11 protein-coding genes and 4 pseudogenes are annotated in these 18,472 nt (G+C 59.8%); 10 read left to right on the forward strand and 5 right to left on the reverse strand.

Translation table 11 applies throughout. The features are described 5' to 3' along the window. Nucleotides 1-41: 41 nt before the first annotated feature. Entirely contained in the window at nt 42-521 is a 480-nt protein-coding gene (locus tag CSV86_RS00420; RefSeq protein WP_037062465.1) for an Lrp/AsnC family transcriptional regulator, read from the reverse strand. Between the two features lie 128 nt (nt 522-649). Here CSV86_RS00420 and CSV86_RS00425 point away from each other — a divergent pair. The 6 genes and pseudogenes from CSV86_RS00425 (at nt 650) to CSV86_RS32960 (ending at nt 11,762) form a co-directional block, all read left to right on the forward strand. After that, a pseudogene (locus CSV86_RS00425) lies at nt 650-1,851 on the forward strand (methionine gamma-lyase). A gap of 159 nt (nt 1,852-2,010) precedes the next feature. Further along, nucleotides 2,011-4,155 carry a type I secretion system permease/ATPase gene (locus tag CSV86_RS00430; protein ID WP_009408201.1) on the forward strand — a complete coding sequence of 715 codons (2,145 nt, stop codon included), beginning with the start codon at nt 2,011-2,013 and terminating at the stop codon, nt 4,153-4,155. Next, nucleotides 4,152-5,566, forward strand: a pseudogene (locus CSV86_RS00435) (HlyD family type I secretion periplasmic adaptor subunit). The gene CSV86_RS00430 and the pseudogene CSV86_RS00435 overlap by 4 nt, the downstream one beginning before the upstream one ends. A 3-nt stretch (nt 5,567-5,569) precedes the next feature. Next, nucleotides 5,570-6,358 carry a hypothetical protein gene (locus CSV86_RS00440; RefSeq protein WP_009408204.1) on the forward strand — a complete coding sequence of 263 codons (789 nt, stop codon included), beginning with the start codon at nt 5,570-5,572 and terminating at the stop codon, nt 6,356-6,358. Nucleotides 6,359-6,588: 230 nt separating this feature from the next. Continuing rightward, the gene (locus CSV86_RS00445) at nt 6,589-11,169 is read left to right on the forward strand and encodes an SPM autocatalytic domain-containing protein (RefSeq protein ID WP_311985778.1); all 4,581 of its coding nucleotides are present in this window, start codon (nt 6,589-6,591) and stop codon (nt 11,167-11,169) included. A gap of 2 nt (nt 11,170-11,171) precedes the next feature. Further along, the gene (locus CSV86_RS32960; protein WP_311985779.1) at nt 11,172-11,762 is read left to right on the forward strand and encodes a hypothetical protein; all 591 of its coding nucleotides are present in this window, start codon (nt 11,172-11,174) and stop codon (nt 11,760-11,762) included. A gap of 48 nt (nt 11,763-11,810) precedes the next feature. Here the strand turns inward: CSV86_RS32960 and CSV86_RS00450 are convergent, their stop codons facing one another. Both CSV86_RS00450 and cadR read right to left on the reverse strand, forming a co-directional pair. Further along, the gene (locus CSV86_RS00450) at nt 11,811-12,248 is read right to left on the reverse strand and encodes a Z-ring associated ZapG family protein (RefSeq protein ID WP_037062463.1); all 438 of its coding nucleotides are present in this window, start codon (nt 12,246-12,248) and stop codon (nt 11,811-11,813) included. Between the two features lie 166 nt (nt 12,249-12,414). After that, nucleotides 12,415-12,822, reverse strand: a complete 408-nt coding sequence (cadR, locus tag CSV86_RS00455) for a Cd(II)/Pb(II)-responsive transcriptional regulator (RefSeq protein WP_009403731.1) — start codon at nt 12,820-12,822, stop codon at nt 12,415-12,417. Between the two features lie 95 nt (nt 12,823-12,917). On the opposite strand from cadR, the pseudogene CSV86_RS00460 reads away from it, so the two are divergent. The 3 genes and pseudogenes from CSV86_RS00460 to CSV86_RS00470 all read left to right on the forward strand — a co-directional run. Beyond that, nucleotides 12,918-13,813 (forward strand): annotated as a pseudogene (locus tag CSV86_RS00460) (cation efflux transmembrane domain-containing protein). 3 nt (nt 13,814-13,816) lie between these two features. Beyond that, nucleotides 13,817-14,329 carry a signal peptidase II gene (gene lspA / locus CSV86_RS00465; RefSeq protein ID WP_003821921.1) on the forward strand — a complete coding sequence of 171 codons (513 nt, stop codon included), beginning with the start codon at nt 13,817-13,819 and terminating at the stop codon, nt 14,327-14,329. 21 nt (nt 14,330-14,350) lie between these two features. Next, nucleotides 14,351-15,535 (forward strand): annotated as a pseudogene (locus tag CSV86_RS00470) (ISL3-like element ISPpu12 family transposase); the annotation flags it as partial. A 59-nt stretch (nt 15,536-15,594) separates the two neighbouring features. Here the strand turns inward: CSV86_RS00470 and CSV86_RS00475 are convergent. Together CSV86_RS00475 and CSV86_RS00480 are read right to left on the reverse strand one after the other, a co-directional pair. After that, nucleotides 15,595-16,872, reverse strand: coding sequence for an ISL3 family transposase (locus tag CSV86_RS00475; protein WP_000610830.1), 1,278 nt, complete (start codon nt 16,870-16,872; stop codon nt 15,595-15,597). Nucleotides 16,873-16,884: 12 nt separating this feature from the next. Next, nucleotides 16,885-17,889: a permease gene (locus tag CSV86_RS00480; protein ID WP_040363373.1), complete on the reverse strand. Its 1,005-nt coding sequence runs from the start codon at nt 17,887-17,889 to the stop codon at nt 16,885-16,887. Between the two features lie 141 nt (nt 17,890-18,030). On the opposite strand from CSV86_RS00480, the gene CSV86_RS00485 reads away from it, so the two are divergent. Then, nucleotides 18,031-18,345, forward strand: coding sequence for an ArsR/SmtB family transcription factor (locus CSV86_RS00485; protein WP_000349485.1), 315 nt, complete (start codon nt 18,031-18,033; stop codon nt 18,343-18,345). Nucleotides 18,346-18,472: the final 127 nt, after the last annotated feature.

Genomic DNA, 18,472 nt, shown 5'->3' on the forward strand with positions numbered 1-18,472 from the left:
CTGGCTTGCCAGCGATGAGGCACGGATGAGCGCCACAGCATTCAGATGTGTTTCTCCGACACCGGAATCACCCGCTTCTCCTTCACCGCCTTGTACGAAAAACTCGAATAGATCTCCTTCACCCCCGGCAGCGACTGCAAGGTTTCCCGAGCGAACTCCCCGAACGACTCCAGATCCCGAGCCAGCACCTCCAGCAGAAAGTCGTAACGCCCTGAAATGTTATGGCAGGCGACAATCTCCGGAATCTCCATCAGCCGTTGCTCGAAAGCCCGGGCCATGTCCTTGGTATGCGAATCCATCATGATGCTGACGAAGGCGGTCACCCCGAAGCCCAGCGCCTTGGGTGAAAGGATCGCCTGATAGCCGGTGATATGCCCGCTTTCCTCCAGTTGCTTGACCCGCCGCCAACACGGCGACGTGGTCAGGGCCACGCTGTCGGCCAGCTCGGAGATGGTCAGGCGCGCGTTGTCCTGCAGGGCGCCGAGCAGGGCGCGATCGGTGCGGTCAAGCGCATTGGGCAGGATTTGCCCTGATTTCAGCGGATCGTGGAGTTTCATGCCCGGAGATCCCCGTGGTGGTGGTCATATTTGGAAAAATATTAGTTCATCGCTGGCATAAGCTTATAGCAAGCCAACAAGAGGGCATCGCCATGAGCGGCTCCAGCAAGCAGCAAGGATTTGCTACCCGTGCCATTCACCATGGCTACGATCCGCAGGCCCACGGAGGGGCGCTGGTGCCGCCGGTCTACCAGACGGCCACGTTTGCCTTTCCCTCTGTCGAGTACGGCGCGGCCTGTTTTGCCGGCGAGGCGGCCGGGCATTTCTACAGCCGGATCTCCAACCCGACCCTGGCGGTTCTGGAAAACCGCATGGCGTCGCTGGAAGGCGGAGAGGCCGCGTTGGCCCTGGCATCGGGCATGGGCGCCATCACCGCAACGCTGTGGACCCTATTGCGCCCCGGTGACGAAGTTCTGCTCGGCAGCACCTTGTATGGCTGTACCTTTGCCTTCCTGCATCACGGCATCGGTGAATTCGGGTCAGGCTGAAACATGTCGATATGGGTGACCTGAAAGCCGTAGAGGCAGCGATCACCCCGGCGACGCGGGTGATCTGTTTCGAATCCCCGGCCAACCCCAACATGCACCTGGCCGATATCGCCGGGGTGGCGAAGATCGCCCGCCAACACGGCGCGACGCTGGTGGTAGACAACACTTACTGCACGCCGTACCTGCAACGTCCGCTGGAGCTGGGTGCCGACCTGGTGGTGCATTCGGCAACCAAGTACCTCAGCGGGCATGGCGATATCACCGCGGGGCTGGTGATCGGCGCGAAGGCGCTGGTGGACCGGATTCGTCTGGAAGGCCTGAAGGACATGACCGGTGCGGTGCTGTCACCCCATGACGCCTCGTTGCTGATGCGTGGGCTGAAGACCCTGAATCTTCGTATGGAACGGCACTGTGCCAATGCCCAGGCGCTGGCGGAGTTTCTCAGGAAGCAGCCGGAAGTGGAGGTGTTGCATTACCCCGGGCTGCCGTCTTTCCCGCAGCATGCGCTGGCGAAACGGCAGATGGCCTTGCCGGGCGGCATGCTGGCATTCGAATTGAAGGGTGGGATCCTTGCCGGGCGGCGCTTCATGAATGCGCTGCAACTGTTCTCGCGGGCGGTCAGCCTGGGCGATGCCGAGTCGCTGGCGCAGCATCCGGCGAGCATGACCCATTCCAGCTACACGTCGGAGGAGCGGGCGCAGCATGGGATTTCCGAGGGCTTGGTGCGTTTGTCGGTGGGGCTGGAGGATATCGATGACTTGCTGGGGGATGTGCGCCAGGCATTGAAGGCCTGTTCCCCAGGATAGGTCTCACAAGCATTTTCTAATCTTCTGTAGTCCTCCTACAAAAACGCGGTTTTGCCACGGATGTGTCTTTCGCGATTTGAAGAAGTCGCATGATTTTTCTCACCGCTGAATGAGCCTAGTTTCCGGGACAACGATTTCCCGGATCATGGAGCGCTCAGGATGGCGGCAGATAATCAACACCATGGCGAAATGCCCGATTCCGGGCTGGCCTGCCTGGTCATGCTGGCGCGATACCACAACCTGGCGGTCAACCCGGAACAGTTGCTCCATCGCTTCGCGGTCGGCAACGGCCGTTTCTGCACCAGCCTGATCCTCCAGGCGTTCAAGCAGCTCGGGCTCAAGGCGCGGGTTTCCAACTGCCCGGTCGAGCGCCTGTGCCATCTGCCGTTGCCGGCCATCGCCCTGGACGGGGAGGGCGGGTATTTCATCATCGCCAAGGTGGATGGCGATCAGGTTCTGCTTCAGGACCCACGACTCACGAGCCCGCAGGTATCGACGCTTGACGCGGTGAGCAGACGCTGGAGTGGTGAGGTCATTCTCGTGCGGTCCCGGGCGCACCTGCCCGGAGCGGTGGCGCGCTTCGACCTGTCCTGGTTCATCCCTGCTGTCGTCAGGCACCGGCACTTGCTGGGTGAAACCTTGCTGGTGTCGTTTGTCCTGCAACTGTTCGCCTTGCTCACGCCGCTGTTTTTCCAGGTGGTGATGGACAAGGTCCTGGTGCACCGGGGGCTGACCACCCTGGATGTCATCGTGATCGGCCTGCTGGTGATCACCTTGTTCGAAAGCCTGCTGGGCCTGCTGCGAACCTACGTCTTCGGTCACACCGCGTGCCGCATGGACGTGGAACTGGGCAAGCGGCTGTTTCAACACCTGGTGGACCTGCCGCTGGCGTACTTTCGCGCACGGAGAGTGGGCGATTCGGTCGCCCGGGCCAGAGAGCTGGAAAACATCCGCAGCTTCCTTACCGGCAACAGCATCACCGTGGTACTGGACGTGCTGTTTTCCGGGGTCTTCATTGCCGTGATGTTTGCCTACAGCGGTTGGTTGACCCTGGTCGTCGTGCTGTCGCTGCCGTTCTACGTGCTGGTTTCCTTGCTGGTCACACCGCCGCTGCGGGCGCGCCTGGAGCAGAGTTTCAACCGCGGTGCGGAAAACCAGGCCTTCCTGGTCGAGACCATCACCGCCATCGACACCCTCAAGTCGATGGCGGTGGAGCCGCAGGTCACCCGGCGCTGGGATGACCATCTGGCCGCCTATGTCGCGGCCAGCTTCAAGACCCAGAACCTGTCGGCACTCGCCCATGAAAGCGCCGCGCTGATCGGCAAGCTGGTCACCGTCGTCACCCTGTGGCTGGGCGCGCGGCTGGTGATCGAGGGTGAGCTGACCGTCGGCCAGTTGATCGCCTTCAATATGCTGGCGGGACGGGTTTCGCAGCCGATCCTGCGGTTGGCGCAGCTGTGGAGCAGCTTCCAGCAGATCGGGGTGTCCATCCAGCGCTTGGGTGACATCTTCAATACTCGTACCGAAGCCAATCACGGCAACGCCAGTACGCTGCCGAGGCTGGGTGGGCAGATCGAACTTGACCAAGTGAGCTTCCGTTACCGCGCCGATGCCAGCGAGGTTTTGCGCGGAGTCAGCCTGCGGATCGCGCCGGGGGAGGTCATAGGCGTGGTTGGGCGCTCCGGGTCGGGCAAGAGCACCCTGACCCGCCTGGTCCAGCGGCTCTATGCACCCGAACGTGGCCGGGTATTGCTCGACGGGATGGACCTCGCCCTGGTGGACGTTTCGTCCCTGCGCCGCCAGATCGGCGTGGTGCTGCAGGAAAACATGCTGTTTCGCCGCAGCGTTCGCGACAACATCGCCCTTGCCGATCCTGGCGCGCCAATCGAGGACATCATCGCAGCGGCGAAGCTGGCGGGTGCCCATGAATTCATCCTCGAATTGCCCGAGGGCTACGACACCCTGGTGGGCGAGCAGGGCGCTTCGCTCTCGGGCGGGCAGCGCCAGCGCCTGGCCATCGCCCGCGCCCTGATGGGCAATCCGCGCATCCTTATCCTCGACGAAGCCACCAGCGCCCTCGACTACGAGTCGGAGCGGATCATCCAGCAGAACATGGCGCGGATCTGCCGCGACCGTACGGTGATCATCATTGCTCATCGGTTGTCCGCGGTTCGTCATGCCGACCGGATCCTGGTCATGGAGCGCGGACAGATCGTCGAGCAGGGCGGCCATGAACAACTGCTGCAACGGCCTGACGGGGTCTACGCCCACTTGCACCGGTTGCAGCAAGGCGGTGGCGAATGACGGCCTGGCGTCTGTTGCTGGAGCGTTACCGCGACGCCTGGATCGAAGCCTGGCGTCGGCGCCGGGTAATGGATGGGCCGCGCCGGACGCAGAACGAGCTGGAGTTTCTGCCGGCTGCTTTGGCCCTTCAGGAAACCCCGGTGCATCCCGCGCCGCGCGTGCTCCAGTGGAGCTTGCTGTTGTTCACCGCGCTGGCCGTTGCCTGGGCCTGTATCGGCGAGGTGGATGTGGTCGCCAGTGCTACGGGGAAAGTGGTGCCCAGCGGGCGCAGCAAACGCATCCAGGCCAGCGAAGGCGCGGTGGTTCGGGCGATTCATGTCAGCGATGGACAAGCGGTCCGGGCCGGAGACCTGCTGGTGGAGCTTGACGACCGGATCGCCGCCGCAGAGGTCGAGCGCCTGGGGGGTGAGCTGCTGGCGGCGCAAATCGACATGGCACGAGCCCAGGCCTTGCTTCGGGCCATCGAGCGTCAGCGCGAACCGGAACACCTGGCCGCACTCATTCCCCAGGCCTCGCCCCAGCAGCAACAGGCAGCACAGCGCTGGCTGCTGGGGCAGTACGAGGAGTTGCGGGCGGCGCTGGACCAGGCCACGGCCGAAATCCATCAGCGCGGTGCCGAAGCCCGTTCTGCCGAAGCGCGGGTCGATTCGCTGATGAAACTGCTGGTTATCACCCGTCAGTTGGCCGCCGATTACCGGCAACTGTGGCAGGAGTCGGCCATGGCCAAGCACCGCTACCTGGAAAAGGAACAGATGCGTCTTGACCAGGAGCAGGAGCTGGCTACCCAGCGCCTGCGCGTGGAAGAGCTGACGGCGGCAAAGGATGCCGCTGGCCATCGCCATGCCAGCGTCATCGCCCAGACCCGCCGGGCCATGCTCGATCTGCACGGTGAGGCCAGCAAGCGGGCGGTCGGCCTGACCCTGGAGTTGAGCAAGGCCGAACAGCGGCATCGCCTCAAGCGTCTGGTCTCGCCGGTCGACGGCACGGTACAGCAACTGGCGATTCATACCCGTGGCGGTGTGGTGACCGAAGCGCAGACGTTGATGGTGATCGTCCGGTCGAGCAACCGGTGGAAGTCGAAGTGCAGTTCGAGAACAAGGATATCGGCTTTGTGTTTCCCGGGCAGACGGTGGAAATAAAGGTCGAGACATTCACGTTCACGCGCTACGGAGTTATTCCCGGCGTTGTCCAGAGTATTTCCAGTGATGCCATCGAAGATGAGCGGCGGGGCTTGATGTATAGCGCCAGGGTGAAACTTGAGCAGCGGCATATTCGGGTTAATGAACGGGATATTCCTTTGTCCGCGGGTATGGCGGTGCGGGCCGAAGTGATAACGGACAGGCGCAAGGTGATCAGTTATTTCCTGAGTCCGTTGCAGCGGCATGTTCGGGAAAGTCTGGGGGAGAGATAAGTTATGAATGTTGCGCTGGGTTTGCTGCTGAAAACTGCACTCGTGATGATGGTGTGGTTTTGGAATTCTCTGCGGTTGCTTGCGCTGTTGCTGATTGTCCTGCTCGGAGCTTTGAGTGTGTGGAAGATTGTTGAGGTCGTCAGGTGGCCTGCTCCAATTCGTTACTTTCAAGATCCTTACGTATGTGGGCAGATCTCTGGCTATGTGCTCAGGTTTTCATGGGAGTATGTGTTGTATTGGCCGGAGTATGAAGGGCTGAGTTCGTGGGAGCCAGGGTTTCACAAAAATAAGAGCGGGTGCGATGCAAATCTGAATGCGCTTAAGTTGATTGCCTCGTGGCCAGAGATGAAGCCTGGTGTAAGCACGTACCGCTCTACCGGGTTTACGTACGATTTTGAAGGCGTAAGCATATTGGTGAAACCCTCTTCGAGGGCGGTTACAGATATGCAAAGGTTATTGAAATTAACGCTTGAGGGCCTGACTCCGGAGCAGCGTCGTGGAGTTGAATATATCAATGAGTTGGGGCTTTTTCATGTTCGTGGATTTGGTCCGATGAGCAGGGAAGGCGTGTCTGACTTCTATTGGAGTGAGCAGGATGGGCAAATAAAACACGTAGCCTATTGCCCATGGCTACCTATTCAGAAAAGAACTGCTGAATGTAATTTCAGGTTCTTTATTTCGGAGTTAGGGGCCTTTTCCGAAATTGAATTTCAATTTGAAAAGCTGGAGCACTGGCAAGAGATTGTGCGTGCTTCGGTGGATTTTCTTAACGAAGGGTTGATAGGGAGTTAAAGATGAGTAAATTGACTGAGTCCGATCTGGGGCATGCCAAAAAATTGCTCGAGGATGAGGGGCCTGCATCAATGTATGAGTATCTTGGTTCTAAAGGTGATCGATATTCAAAGTTGGCTGCCGGCGTGGTTGAGCTTAAATCCATATCAGGTATTGCAGCGTCCAGCTATATGCATTCCGTTGCCGGAAGGGAAGGCAGGCAGCTTTCGAAAGCTGATGTAGAAAGCATCATGCGTACCATGGCAAAACACTACCTGGATGACACGGGGTTGAGGTTGAAAGACGGCGTGGTTGATCGCGAAATAGATCATTTGGCGGCGGCCGCTTTTCATAGCGAGACATTCAAGGGGCATGGTTTGCCGGATGAAGCCTGGACGCTCTATCCCGTTCTCGAAGTGCTAACCAAACAAGGACGAGCGGCCTACTGGGAAAAGGTTCTGGACGCCGCCGGTGATCCGGTCAAGGAAGGACTGTTGACGGTGGATACCACGATGATGATGTCCTCTGCGAGTGCGATGGCACCGGAGCCTCAACGTCAACTGGCGAGGGAGTTCATCGACACATTCGACTCACCTTCCGGCTTGATGAGTATGGTTGGAACCGCATCGTCAAAATGGTTTGAGTCACTTATCGACTGGTTGCCGAGTTTCAATGTCGAGACACCACCTGTTGAAGCCGATCTCCAGCTTCAGATCAACACCACGCCTGCACCCCGGCAGGAAATCCTCGACGAAGACCGCGTCCGCGACGACGTCTCCAACGGCTTCATCCAGAACCGTGCAACCCACAGCATCGCGTTCAGCGACGGCACCCTGGACAAGACCGATTTCACCTCCGCGCAGATGGGCAGTATTGCCACAGGGGGCATCCGCCCCGGCGAATTGCAGCCCGACCCCAACGTGCAGCCCTCTTCCCATCTCTCCCGGTTCTACCGCGATGGCAACGAGAGCGGCTCCCCGGATTTCAGCTTGCGCAACGCGGTGGTGCTCGGCGGGCTGTCCGCCCAGACCGTGGTCAACACCTTCGTCGACCCGCTGTTGCTGGATCTCACCGGCAACGGTGCGGGCATGACGGCGATCAGCGACGGCGTGCTGTTCGATGTGGATAACAGCGGCTCCCTGCGCCGCACAGGCTGGGCCGATGCGCACACCGGGATGCTGGTACGCGAGGACGGCAGCGGGATCCGCAACATCAGCCAGCTGTTCTCCGAGTACTACGGCGGTCAGGCCGGGGTGGACGGCGGCTCGGGACAACGGCCGCACAAGGACGGTTTTGCCGCCCTTGCCAGTGAGGACGGCAACCAGGATGGTGCGATCAATGCGCAGGACAGCATCTGGAGCCAGTTGCGTGTCTGGGTCGATGCCAATCAGGATGGCCGCGCCGAGGGCGCTGAGCTCAAAACGCCCGACGAACTAGGCATCACGGCGATCCGGGTCGACCAGGTCACCCCGCTGGCCGAACAGCGCCAAGGCAACCAGGTGCTGGCGCGGGGGACCTTTACCCGGGAGGGTGTCGAGCGCGAGATCCTGGCGGTCAACTTCCTCTCCGACTCCGTCAGTAACCGCATCACGCCCCAGCCGGGCGGCAACATCATCGAGTCGACGTCGGAAGGCACGACAACCCGGGCGTTCGCCAGCCAGAGCACGACAAACGCGGTGCTCGACGCGGCAACCCTGGGCGTTACCAACCTGTACGGTGGCAGCGGCGACGATGTACTCACGGCGGCTGCGGGTGGCAGTTGGCTAGTGGGCGGGCAGGGCAGCAATACCTACGTCGGCGGCGCAGGCGACGATGTCTTCGTCATCAGCGCCACTGACGACCCGACCAATATCAAGGGCAATGGTGGACGGGACACGGCATTGATCGTCGGCGACAAGGGCGTCGCGCTGAACATGGCCGAGTCCGGGCTGACCATTGCTCAAGGTGGCAGGGGCAAGGACATCATCGCCAGTGGCGGTGCCCGTGGCGTATTCATCAAGGGTGGCTCGGGTGACAGCACCTTGATCGGCGGGGCGGGCAACGACGTGCTGTCCGGCGGCAGCGGTCGCAATACCATCATCGGCGGCAGCGGCAAGTCGGTGATCTACGCCGGGCCGAAGGGCGACAGCATCCTGGCTTCCGATGGCGGCAGCATCATTTATGCCGGTGGCGGGGCTGACCTGATCCAGGGCGGTCCTGCGGATGACGTCATCGAGGCGGGCCGCGGCGATGCGCAGATCGATGGCGGGGGTGGCGTCAACCTGGTCTCGCTCCACGGCGGTCATGACCAATACCTGATCACCCGGACCGCGACCGGTTACCAGGTCGTCGACAGTGTGGTCGGGCGGGATGGCAAGTTGGCCCTGACGAATATCCAGAAACTCGGCTTTTCCGACCTGTCGGGCATCGACCTGGCAGCCCCCAACGCGCTACCGATTGCCGACATCGTGGAGGCCGCCAGCGATCACGAGGACGGTATCCAGCTCATCCCGGCAGCCACCTTGCTGAGCAACGACCAGCCATTGAACAGCATAGGCCCGCTGCGCATCGCCAACCTCAGCGATGCCCGTGGTGCCACGGTCAGCCTTACCGAACAGGGCGATGTACAGGTCGTGCCGGAGGCGAACCACTCGGGGGTGATCAGCTTCAAGTACGACCTGGTCGATGCCCAGGGCAACCCGTCGGCGACCGTGGTCGATCTGGATACCGGGGCGTCAGCACCACTGCGGGCCCTGGTGACGCTCCGCGCTGCCGACGCGCCACCCGATCCACTGGTTGCACGGCAGTGGTATCTGGACGACATCAATGTCTTGCCGGTCTGGGACGACTACACCGGCAAAGGGGTGCGCATCGGCCAGTTCGAGCCCGGTGGGCGCTTTGCCGTCAGCCCGGAGATCTTCGATACCCGGCATCCGGATTTGCAGGCCAACGTCGATCAGGCCTGGCTGCAGACGCAGCGTGCCCACGGCGGGCCGCCTGAAGTGGTATCGAATCATGCGACCCAGGTCGCCGGGGTCATGGTGGCTGCGCGAAACGGCGAGGGCGGGGTGGGCATTGCCTATGAGGCAACCCTGGGTGGTCACTATCTGGCCAACAGCGGCGAGGACCTGACCAGTCTCGGCCAGATGATCAACTACGACATCGCCAACAACAGTTGGGGGTTCAGCAATGACTTTGCCCTCACCAGCCTGCAGGGCGGGTTGATTACCACGGCGACGGCGCTGGCGACCAATGCCCGTTATGCTGCCGGCAACGGCCGCGGCGGGTTGGGCACCATCATCGTGGCGGCGGGTGGCAACCAGCGGGCCAAAGGGGGCAGCGCCCAGGGCTCGCTGACCAATAACAACCGTTACACGATCGAAGTCGGTGCCATCAATGCCAGGACCGACCTCTCGACCTTGCAGGTCGCCTCGGTACCTTTCTCCAACCCGGGCACCAGCCTGCTGGTTTCGGCACCTGGCAGCCATGTCTACTCGACCAGCCATTCACTGGAAACCGAACGTGGTGCGCTGGTGGGTGACACCTACAGTGCGACCCAGGGCACCAGTTTCGCCGCACCGATCGTTTCCGGTGTGGTGGCGCTGATGCTCCAGGCCAACCCCAATCTCGGCTACCGGGATGTGCAGCACATACTCGCCCTGTCTGCCCGCCAGGTCGATGATCCGCAGACCGCATGGCGTACCAACGGCAGCCGTCAGTGGAACGGCGGCGGCATGCATGTCAGTGACGACTACGGCTTCGGCCTGGTGGATGCCCGTGCGGCAGTGCGGCTGGCCGAGTCGTGGACGGGACAGGCGACGGCGGCGAACGAAACCGTGCTCAGTGCGTCCAGTGGCGTGCTTGAACAGGCCGTGGCACCTGGTGAGGTGCTGAGTTTCGCGTTGCAGATGGCGCCAGGTGTACAGACCGAGCATGTCGAGATCGATATCGAGGCGGTGACGGGGCGGCTGGGCGACATGACCCTGACCCTGGTGTCGCCGACCGGAACCCGCAGCCTGTTGCTCGACCGGCATGGCAAGGCGCCGGGAAGCGCTGATGGGGATCCGGGCAGCACCCGCGAGGGCGCGTTCAACTACACCTTCATGTCTACTCATGACCGGGTCGAGGCCAGCGAGGGCACCTGGACGCTGGAGGTCGGCAATGTCGCCGGCGGGCTGCCCCTGGCCTTGCACCAATGGGCATTGCGGATCTCCGGAAAGGGGTCCACTGCCGACGACACCTACTTCTATACCGATGAGTTCGAGGCACTTGTCGCGGCACAGCCCGGGCGCGCCGTGCTGGACGATGCACTCAACGGCCAGGCTGGCGGGCGCAACACCCTGAATGCTGGCGCAACGAGTCGCGATGTGGTGGTCGATCTGGGAACAGGCATCGCCAGTATCGGCGCCACCGGGCTGGTGATTGCCAATCAGGGCATCCACAACCTGATCAGCGGGGACGGCAATGACCAGCTCGCAGCGGGGCCGGCGGATGCGCTGCTGGATGGCGGTCGTGGTCGCAACGTCCTGACGGGAGGTGCGGGTCGCGACCTGTTCGTGGTGCATCGACGCTCCGGCGGACTGGATGCAGTGGCGGGCTTCGAAGCGGGTCGCGATGTAATCGCCCTGGGCGGCTTTTCCGGCACTCGGTTCAGCGACCTGCAATTGCACGAAAGCGATGACGGGGTCGAACTTGCCCTGGGTAACGAGCAATACCTGATGGTGCTGGGGCATTCGGCAGCTACGCTGGGGCGGGCGATTTCCGCTTTGAGGAGCGCGTCAACATCCCGGCCAGGTACCTGGATGGCAGCGTCCCCGATCAGCCCGATGAGGGCCCGAAGAGCATGGGAGTAGTCATGCTTGCGGGCGGTGGTGGTGGCGTCAGCTACGTCAGTGATGCTTCAGGCCAACTGGTGGCCTCGTTGACCGGCACGGTATACAGCCGTGACGGTGCAGCGGCCGATGTGTTCGTGGTGGTGAAGCAGGAGGGCGTGGACCACTACGGCAATGCCTTGCGCGGGTTCCGACAGGGTATCGACAAGATCGACCTGAGCCAGACGGGTATCGAAAGCTTCGAAGCGCTGGAACTGTCCAAGGTGCAGCGGGCAACCATCAACGGGCTGGCGCAGATCCATGGGGTCTCGGTGAAGTCCAGTACCTTGGGCAGCGACGGCAAGCCTGTCGAGTTGCTGTACCTGGATGCTCTGGACCTTGCCCAGGTTACCCGTGAGGACTTCATCTTTGCCCAGGCGGGGCAATCGCCCGTCACTCCGGACCCGACGCAGCCCGAAGCGCCTGGAGCCACGCTTCTGGCGTCGCTTGCCGTGCCTGATATCGGTCGCCTGATCGATTCGATGGCGGCCTTCGCACCCCAGGCGCAGCCTGGGTTCCTGCCGATGGATGACGGGCACCGAGGTATGGCGGCGATGATGGCGGTGGGTGCGTAAGGGAATGCAGGCCCAATAAAAAGCCCCGCGATCAGCGGGGCTTCTGGCTCAGTTGCGCTTCAGACCGTAGCTCTCATCGAGCATGCCCGGGCTGTTCGGTGCTTTTGGCGCGTAGTCCCGCGGCACTTCGGTGTCGCGCGGCGGGGTCAGGCGATCGCGCTGGCCTTGGGCTGCATCGGAGTGCAGGGCAGCCAGCAAGCGTTGGCGGGTCAGTTCGTCCAGGGCCAGGCGGTTGGCGCCATCGGCCAGATGATCCTGTACTTCCTGGTAGCTTTGCGTGAGTTTCTTGACCAGAGCCGCAGTGCTGTTGAAATGGGTCACCACTTCGTTCTGGTAGCTGTCGAAGCGTTCCTGGATATCGTCCAGTTGCCGCTGGGTGCTGCTCGGTGCGGCATTGGGCAGGAGGCGGGCTACCAGGAAACCAACGACGACGCCTACTGCCAGGGCCAGGGTCGGCAACAACCAAACTAAGAGCGAGAGTTCCACGAGTCCTTCCTCTATAAACGGCTTTGCTTTACGTTAACGGCTCGGACCTGCGCTGTATACCGCGAAGCATCGCAAATATGGGTAAGCGGATTAAATGGTTGATCTTACCTTTGCATGAGAGTGAGACAGACCGGCATCTCATCGGATTATCTGGTTGATGCTTCACCTACTGCTGGTGCATGTTTCCTTCGCTAATTCCAGCAAGAACCCCACACGCCTCAACTTCCCGGTCATCGTTGCAACTCGCTCTCAGTGAAACGAGTTGTTTCTCAAGCGCTTGCAGAGCGGTTATCTGCGACCGCACATGAGAGATGTGATCATCGAGCAAGGCGTTGACGGCGGTACAAGGCTGATGAGGGTCGTCCTCATAGCTCTGTAGTTCGTGAATCTCAGCCAGTGACAGGCCCAGGATTCTGCAGCGACGGATGAAGGCCAGCCCCTCACCATGCTTCTCGGTATAGACACGGTAACCGTTGTCCTGCCGATCAGGCGGCGGCAACAAGCCCTGCTGTTCATAGAAGCGGATCGTCTGTGTTTCGACCCCTACCAACTGCGCCAACTGACCAATGCGCATCAGCCTCCTCCCCAACGGATTCTTTACTCTATTGACCTTATAGTAGCTTTATAGTTTTAAATGGTACCACAACATTGTTCAAGTGGAGTCGTATCATGAGCAAATCCTGTGGTGGCGCCTGTGGCGGTGATGCAACGTCCGCAGCGGATACCGATATACAGGCCTCCTCCGAGGCGCCAGGGAGATGGGTCAGTGTTTATGCCGTGCCGAAGATGGACTGTCCATCAGAAGAACGAATGATTCGCCTAGCCCTGAACGGCTTTGAGGAGATTCGGGCGCTGTCCTTCGACTTGTCGAACCGCCGGCTGAAGGTCGTGCATGACGGCGAGGTCGAGCCCGTCACCTCGAAACTGAAGACCTTGGGGCTAGGCGCCTCGCTTCAGGAAACCGTCGCTGCAAATCCGGAGACCATCAAGGCCGCCGAGTTTTCGGCAGCTTCTGCTAAGCAAGAATCCGGGACCCTGCGCTGGTTGCTCGGCATCAATGCACTTCTGTTCGTGGTGGAAATGACTGCCGGTCTGATCGCCCGGTCCACCGGCCTGATTGGAGAATCCCTGGACAATTTTGCCGATGCGGCGGTGTACGGGCTTGCCCTTTATGCGGTTGGACATAGCGTGAAAATGCAGGTACGTGCCGCGCATCTTGCTGGTGTACTGCAACTGATCTTGGCTGTGGGCGTGCTCGTAGAGGTGGTGAGACGCTTTGTATTCGGTAGTGAGCCTGAATCGCTGGTGATGATGGCTATCGCATTCGTCGCATTGATTGCCAATACCAGTTGTCTGCTGCTCATATCCAAACATCGGGAAGGCGGGGCGCACATGAAGGCAAGCTGGATATTCTCGGCCAACGACGTGGTGATCAACCTGGGGGTCATCACCGCCGGCGCCCTGGTCGCGTGGACCGGTTCCAATTATCCGGATCTGATTATCGGCACCATCGCGGGGGCATTGTACTTAACGGTGCCAGACGCATTTTGGCGTTGAAGGGTTAAATAATGCTCATTATTGGCAAAAAGCTCTCGCCGTATGCCCTATTGTCCATATCGGGCCTGCTGGCAGCGTCTGATCAGGCTGTAAAGTGGCTGGTGCAGCAATCAATGGCCTATGGCGAGTATGTTTCGGTGACCCCGTTCTTTAACTGGGTGCACCTATGGAACACCGGTGCCGCATTCAGTCTTTTTGCGAATGGTGGAGGCTGGCAGCGCTACTTTTTTATCGGAATCGCGGTAGTGGTCTCGATTTTTCTGATCAAGCTGATCCTTGAAAATCGTCATAAAGGAGAAGCCATCGCTTACAGTCTTATCCTCGGTGGCGCCATGGGCAACCTGATTGACCGGGTCTTTCGCGGCTATGTTGTGGATTCCTTTGATTTCTATTGGCGAGACTGGCATTGGCCGGCCTTCAACCTGGCTGATATTGCAATTGTCCTCGGTGCCTTACTTTTCGTTTCCAGCAGCTTGTTGGGTAAAAAAGCAAACACCAATGCCGAGTCGGATGGATCTGACTGACACCTACGCCTATACAACACCATGACCGAACTTCCCGACAACATCCTTCACCTGCCGCAATACCAAGTACTGGGCTGCAAATCAACCGACGACGAAATGCACTTCCAGGTGGACGTGCCCGATCCCATCGCCTGCGAGGAATGCGGCGTGCAGGGTGAGTTCGTACGGTTCGGCAAGCGTGACGTTCCCTATCGTGATCTGCCCATCCACGGCAAGCGGGTCACTCTCTGGGTGGTCCGCCGCCGATACACCTGCCGGGCCTGCAAGACAACATTCAGGCCCCAGCTACCGGAGATGGTGGACGGATTCCGTATGACACTGCGGCTGCATGAGTACGTGGAGAAGGAATCCTTCAACCACCCCTACACCTTTGTGGCGGCACAGACCGGCCTGGACGAGAAGACGGTGCGCGACATCTTCAACGCCCGCGCCGAGTTCCTGGGGCGCTGGCACCGCTTCGAGACGCCCCGCATCCTGGGCATTGACGAGCTATACCTGAACAAGCGCTACCGCTGCATTCTGACCAACATTGAGGAGCGAACCCTGCTCGACCTGCTGGCCACCCGCCGCCAGGACGTGGTGACCAACTACCTGATGAAGCTGAAAGACCGGCAGAAGGTCGAGATCGTCAGCATGGACATGTGGAACCCCTACCGGGCAGCGGTCAAGGCTGTGCTGCCCCAGGCCCGTATCGTGGTCGATAAGTTCCATGTGGTGCGCATGGCCAACGATGCCCTAGAGAGAGTGCGCAAGGGCCTCAGAAAGGAGCTGAAACCGTCCCAGAGCCGGACTCTCAAGGGAGACCGGAAAATCCTGCTGAAACGCGCTCACGAAGTCTCAGACCGGGAGCGCCTCATCATGGAGACCTGGACAGGCGCGTTCCCGCAACTGCTGGCCGCCTACGAGCACAAGGAGCGCTTCTACGGCATCTGGGACGCCACCACACGGCTCCAGGCAGAAGCCGCCCTGGACGAGTGGATAGCCACCATCCCGAAGGGCCAAAAGGAAGTCTGGAGCGATCTGGTCAGGGCAGTGGGAAACTGGCGCGAAGAGACCATGACCTACTTCGAGACGGACATGCCCGTCACCAACGCTTACACGGAGTCCATCAACCGACTGGCCAAGGACAAGAACCGTGAAGGGCGCGGTTACTCCTTCGAGGTGATGCGGGCACGAATGCTCTACACCACGAAGCACAAGAAGGAAGGGGTATACGGATTTAATGGTTGATGGGGCACCTTTACCCCACCAACCTGATACCATTATCAGATGGTTGATAGATCGACTCCGTAGTTGAGTTCCTCTGCGAAGTCCGGCAGTCCGTAACCGATGGTTTTCTTGTAGAAAGGAGAGACCTTCGCAGTCGGTGCCTTCTTCTTGTGCTTCGTGGTGTAGAGCATTCGTGCCCGCATCACCTCGAAGGAGTAACCGCGCCCTTCACGGTTCTTGTCCTTGGCCAGTCGGTTGATGGACTCCGTGTAAGCGTTGGTGACGGGCATGTCCGTCTCGAAGTAGGTCATGGTCTCTTCGCGCCAGTTTCCCACTGCCCTGACCAGATCGCTCCAGACTTCCTTTTGGCCCTTCGGGATGGTGGCTATCCACTCGTCCAGGGCGGCTTCTGCCTGGAGCCGTGTGGTGGCGTCCCAGATGCCGTAGAAGCGCTCCTTGTGCTCGTAGGCGGCCAGCAGTTGCGGGAACGCGCCTGTCCAGGTCTCCATGATGAGGCGCTCCCGGTCTGAGACTTCGTGAGCGCGTTTCAGCAGGATTTTCCGGTCTCCCTTGAGAGTCCGGCTCTGGGACGGTTTCAGCTCCTTTCTGAGGCCCTTGCGCACTCTCTCTAGGGCATCGTTGGCCATGCGCACCACATGGAACTTATCGACCACGATACGGGCCTGGGGCAGCACAGCCTTGACCGCTGCCCGGTAGGGGTTCCACATGTCCATGCTGACGATCTCGACCTTCTGCCGGTCTTTCAGCTTCATCAGGTAGTTGGTCACCACGTCCTGGCGGCGGGTGGCCAGCAGGTCGAGCAGGGTTCGCTCCTCAATGTTGGTCAGAATGCAGCGGTAGCGCTTGTTCAGGTATAGCTCGTCAATGCCCAGGATGCGGGGCGTCTCGAAGCGGTGCCAGCGCCCCAGGAACTCGGCGCGGGCGTTGAAGATGTCGCGCACCGTCTTCTCGTCCAGGCCGGTCTGTGCCGCCACAAAGGTGTAGGGGTGGTTGAAGGATTCCTTCTCCACGTACTCATGCAGCCGCAGTGTCATACGGAATCCGTCCACCATCTCCGGTAGCTGGGGCCTGAATGTTGTCTTGCAGGCCCGGCAGGTGTATCGGCGGCGGACCACCCAGAGAGTGACCCGCTTGCCGTGGATGGGCAGATCACGATAGGGAACGTCACGCTTGCCGAACCGCACGAACTCACCCTGCACGCCGCACCCCTCGCAGGCTACTGGTGTAGGTGCTTCAAGCCGAAAATGTATGTCTTCATTCTGCTCATCAGAATCCACCAACTGGTACCCAGGAAGGCTTAACGAATTAATCATCTCCCGCCTTGATCAGAAAAACAGGTAGGTGGCGTAACCGGCAATCATCGCCATAGCAAAAATGACTGCTAAAAACGCCGCTAAAAGCTTCAGCGTGAACAAAGAGCGCAACAGAATGAGCTCAGTCAGGCTGGCTCCGGCACTGCCGATGATCAACGCTAGCACCGTCCCGGCACCCACGCCTTTGGCCATCAGAGCCGCTGCCAGAGGTATGACGGCTTCAGCGCGAATATACAACGGCACGCCGATGACAGCGGCAACTGGAATGGCAAAGGGATTATCTGGGCCTGCATACTGCTCCAATAAGTCAGTGGGCATGAAACCATAGATCACGCTGCCAATCGCAATACCGATGAGCAGGTAAGGCAACACATCGATAAAGTCCGACCAAGCTTCCCGCCACACACCACTGTACTTCCCTTCTTTCTTAACCGTGACAGTGGGTTGACTGTCACAGCATTCGCTAGACGTAGAGACTGTTGTCTTCCTATCAGCCCCGCAAGAAGCCGTCTTCGGAGTGGTGTCGCAGCTGTTGGTGCCGCAACTCGATGCGGTCGATGTAGCACTGCACGGGCTTGCTGATGAACTACATCCACTGCTCTCTTGTGTCGCCGTCCGGCGCACATAACGCTCGAAGCCAAGCGTGTGAAGCAGCCATCCGGCACCTACCGCGACCACCAAAGCGGCGAGCACATAGATAGCAGTAAGTGTCCATCCAAACGTGGCAACCAGCAGGCCGACGACGATAGGATTCAGCAACGGAGATGAGAAAAGAAACACCATCATCGGCCCAAAACCGGCCCGTGCCCGAATCAACCCTTTCAACATGGGGATAGTCGAGCAACTACAGAAGGGCGTTATAGCTCCTAAACCAGCAGCAAGAAAATAGCCTCGCTTCCCACTGGAAGTCAGTAACGCTTCCACCTTGGATGGTGGGATGTGACGTTGAAGAACTCCGACCAGCAAGCTAATGCCAATGAATAAAACCGATAGCTCGATAGCGAGAAAGGCGAACATGCCTAGAGCGTCTTGGAGTTGAGATGACATTCAATATTACTCCTATATTTCTAGTATTGTCGAAATGATGTACGCAGCCTACTTGCGTTTATCCGACCTGTCAACTATAATTCTAGAAACATCGAATTATTGGGGCGTGCTATGGATCACGAAAAGGTTGCAGCCAGCTTAGCTGAGCTAGGGAATAGTCACCGACTGTCCGTGTTCCGCTTTCTGGTCAAAGCTGGCCATGATGGGGCTTCGGTCGGAGATATCCAGAAGGGGCTGGGTATTCCTGCTTCGACGCTATCACATCACCTTGCGCGCATGGCCAAGGTAGGGCTGATCCGGCAGGAGAAACATAGCCGCACGATTGTCTGTATACCCGAGTATGGGCACCTAGAGAATTTGATCGGTTTCTTACAAGAGGAATGTTGTGCAGGTGTCCGGATTGCGCATGAACCAGAACCGCTTTGACGCTTGCCCAGCTCTCGCTGTCCTCCCTAGTCAGCATCGCTATGAAGACTCAGGCGAAGGTGGAAACAGAAAATTGGCAGTAGAGTAGGCTGAAGAGGATCAATCAGATAATCCGCTGAGAAAGATT

Source organism: Pseudomonas bharatica CSV86, assembly GCF_000319305.2.
GTDB classification, from domain to species: domain Bacteria; phylum Pseudomonadota; class Gammaproteobacteria; order Pseudomonadales; family Pseudomonadaceae; genus Aquipseudomonas; species Aquipseudomonas bharatica.

What these genes read in the sequence shown, in the direction of transcription:
- cadR (WP_009403731.1), bottom strand. Translation starts at nt 12,822, where the DNA reads ATGCGCATTGGTCAGTTGGCGCAGTTGGTAGGGGTCGAAACACAGACG.
- CSV86_RS00485 (WP_000349485.1), top strand. Translation starts at nt 18,031, where the DNA reads ATGGATCACGAAAAGGTTGCAGCCAGCTTAGCTGAGCTAGGGAATAGT.
- CSV86_RS32960 (WP_311985779.1), top strand. Translation starts at nt 11,172, where the DNA reads ATGCTTGCGGGCGGTGGTGGTGGCGTCAGCTACGTCAGTGATGCTTCA.
- lspA (WP_003821921.1), top strand. Translation starts at nt 13,817, where the DNA reads ATGCTCATTATTGGCAAAAAGCTCTCGCCGTATGCCCTATTGTCCATA.
- CSV86_RS00430 (WP_009408201.1), top strand. Translation starts at nt 2,011, where the DNA reads ATGGCGGCAGATAATCAACACCATGGCGAAATGCCCGATTCCGGGCTG.
- CSV86_RS00475 (WP_000610830.1), bottom strand. Translation starts at nt 16,872, where the DNA reads ATGATTAATTCGTTAAGCCTTCCTGGGTACCAGTTGGTGGATTCTGAT.
- CSV86_RS00480 (WP_040363373.1), bottom strand. Translation starts at nt 17,889, where the DNA reads ATGTTCGCCTTTCTCGCTATCGAGCTATCGGTTTTATTCATTGGCATT.
- CSV86_RS00445 (WP_311985778.1), top strand. Translation starts at nt 6,589, where the DNA reads ATGCGTACCATGGCAAAACACTACCTGGATGACACGGGGTTGAGGTTG.
- CSV86_RS00440 (WP_009408204.1), top strand. Translation starts at nt 5,570, where the DNA reads ATGAATGTTGCGCTGGGTTTGCTGCTGAAAACTGCACTCGTGATGATG.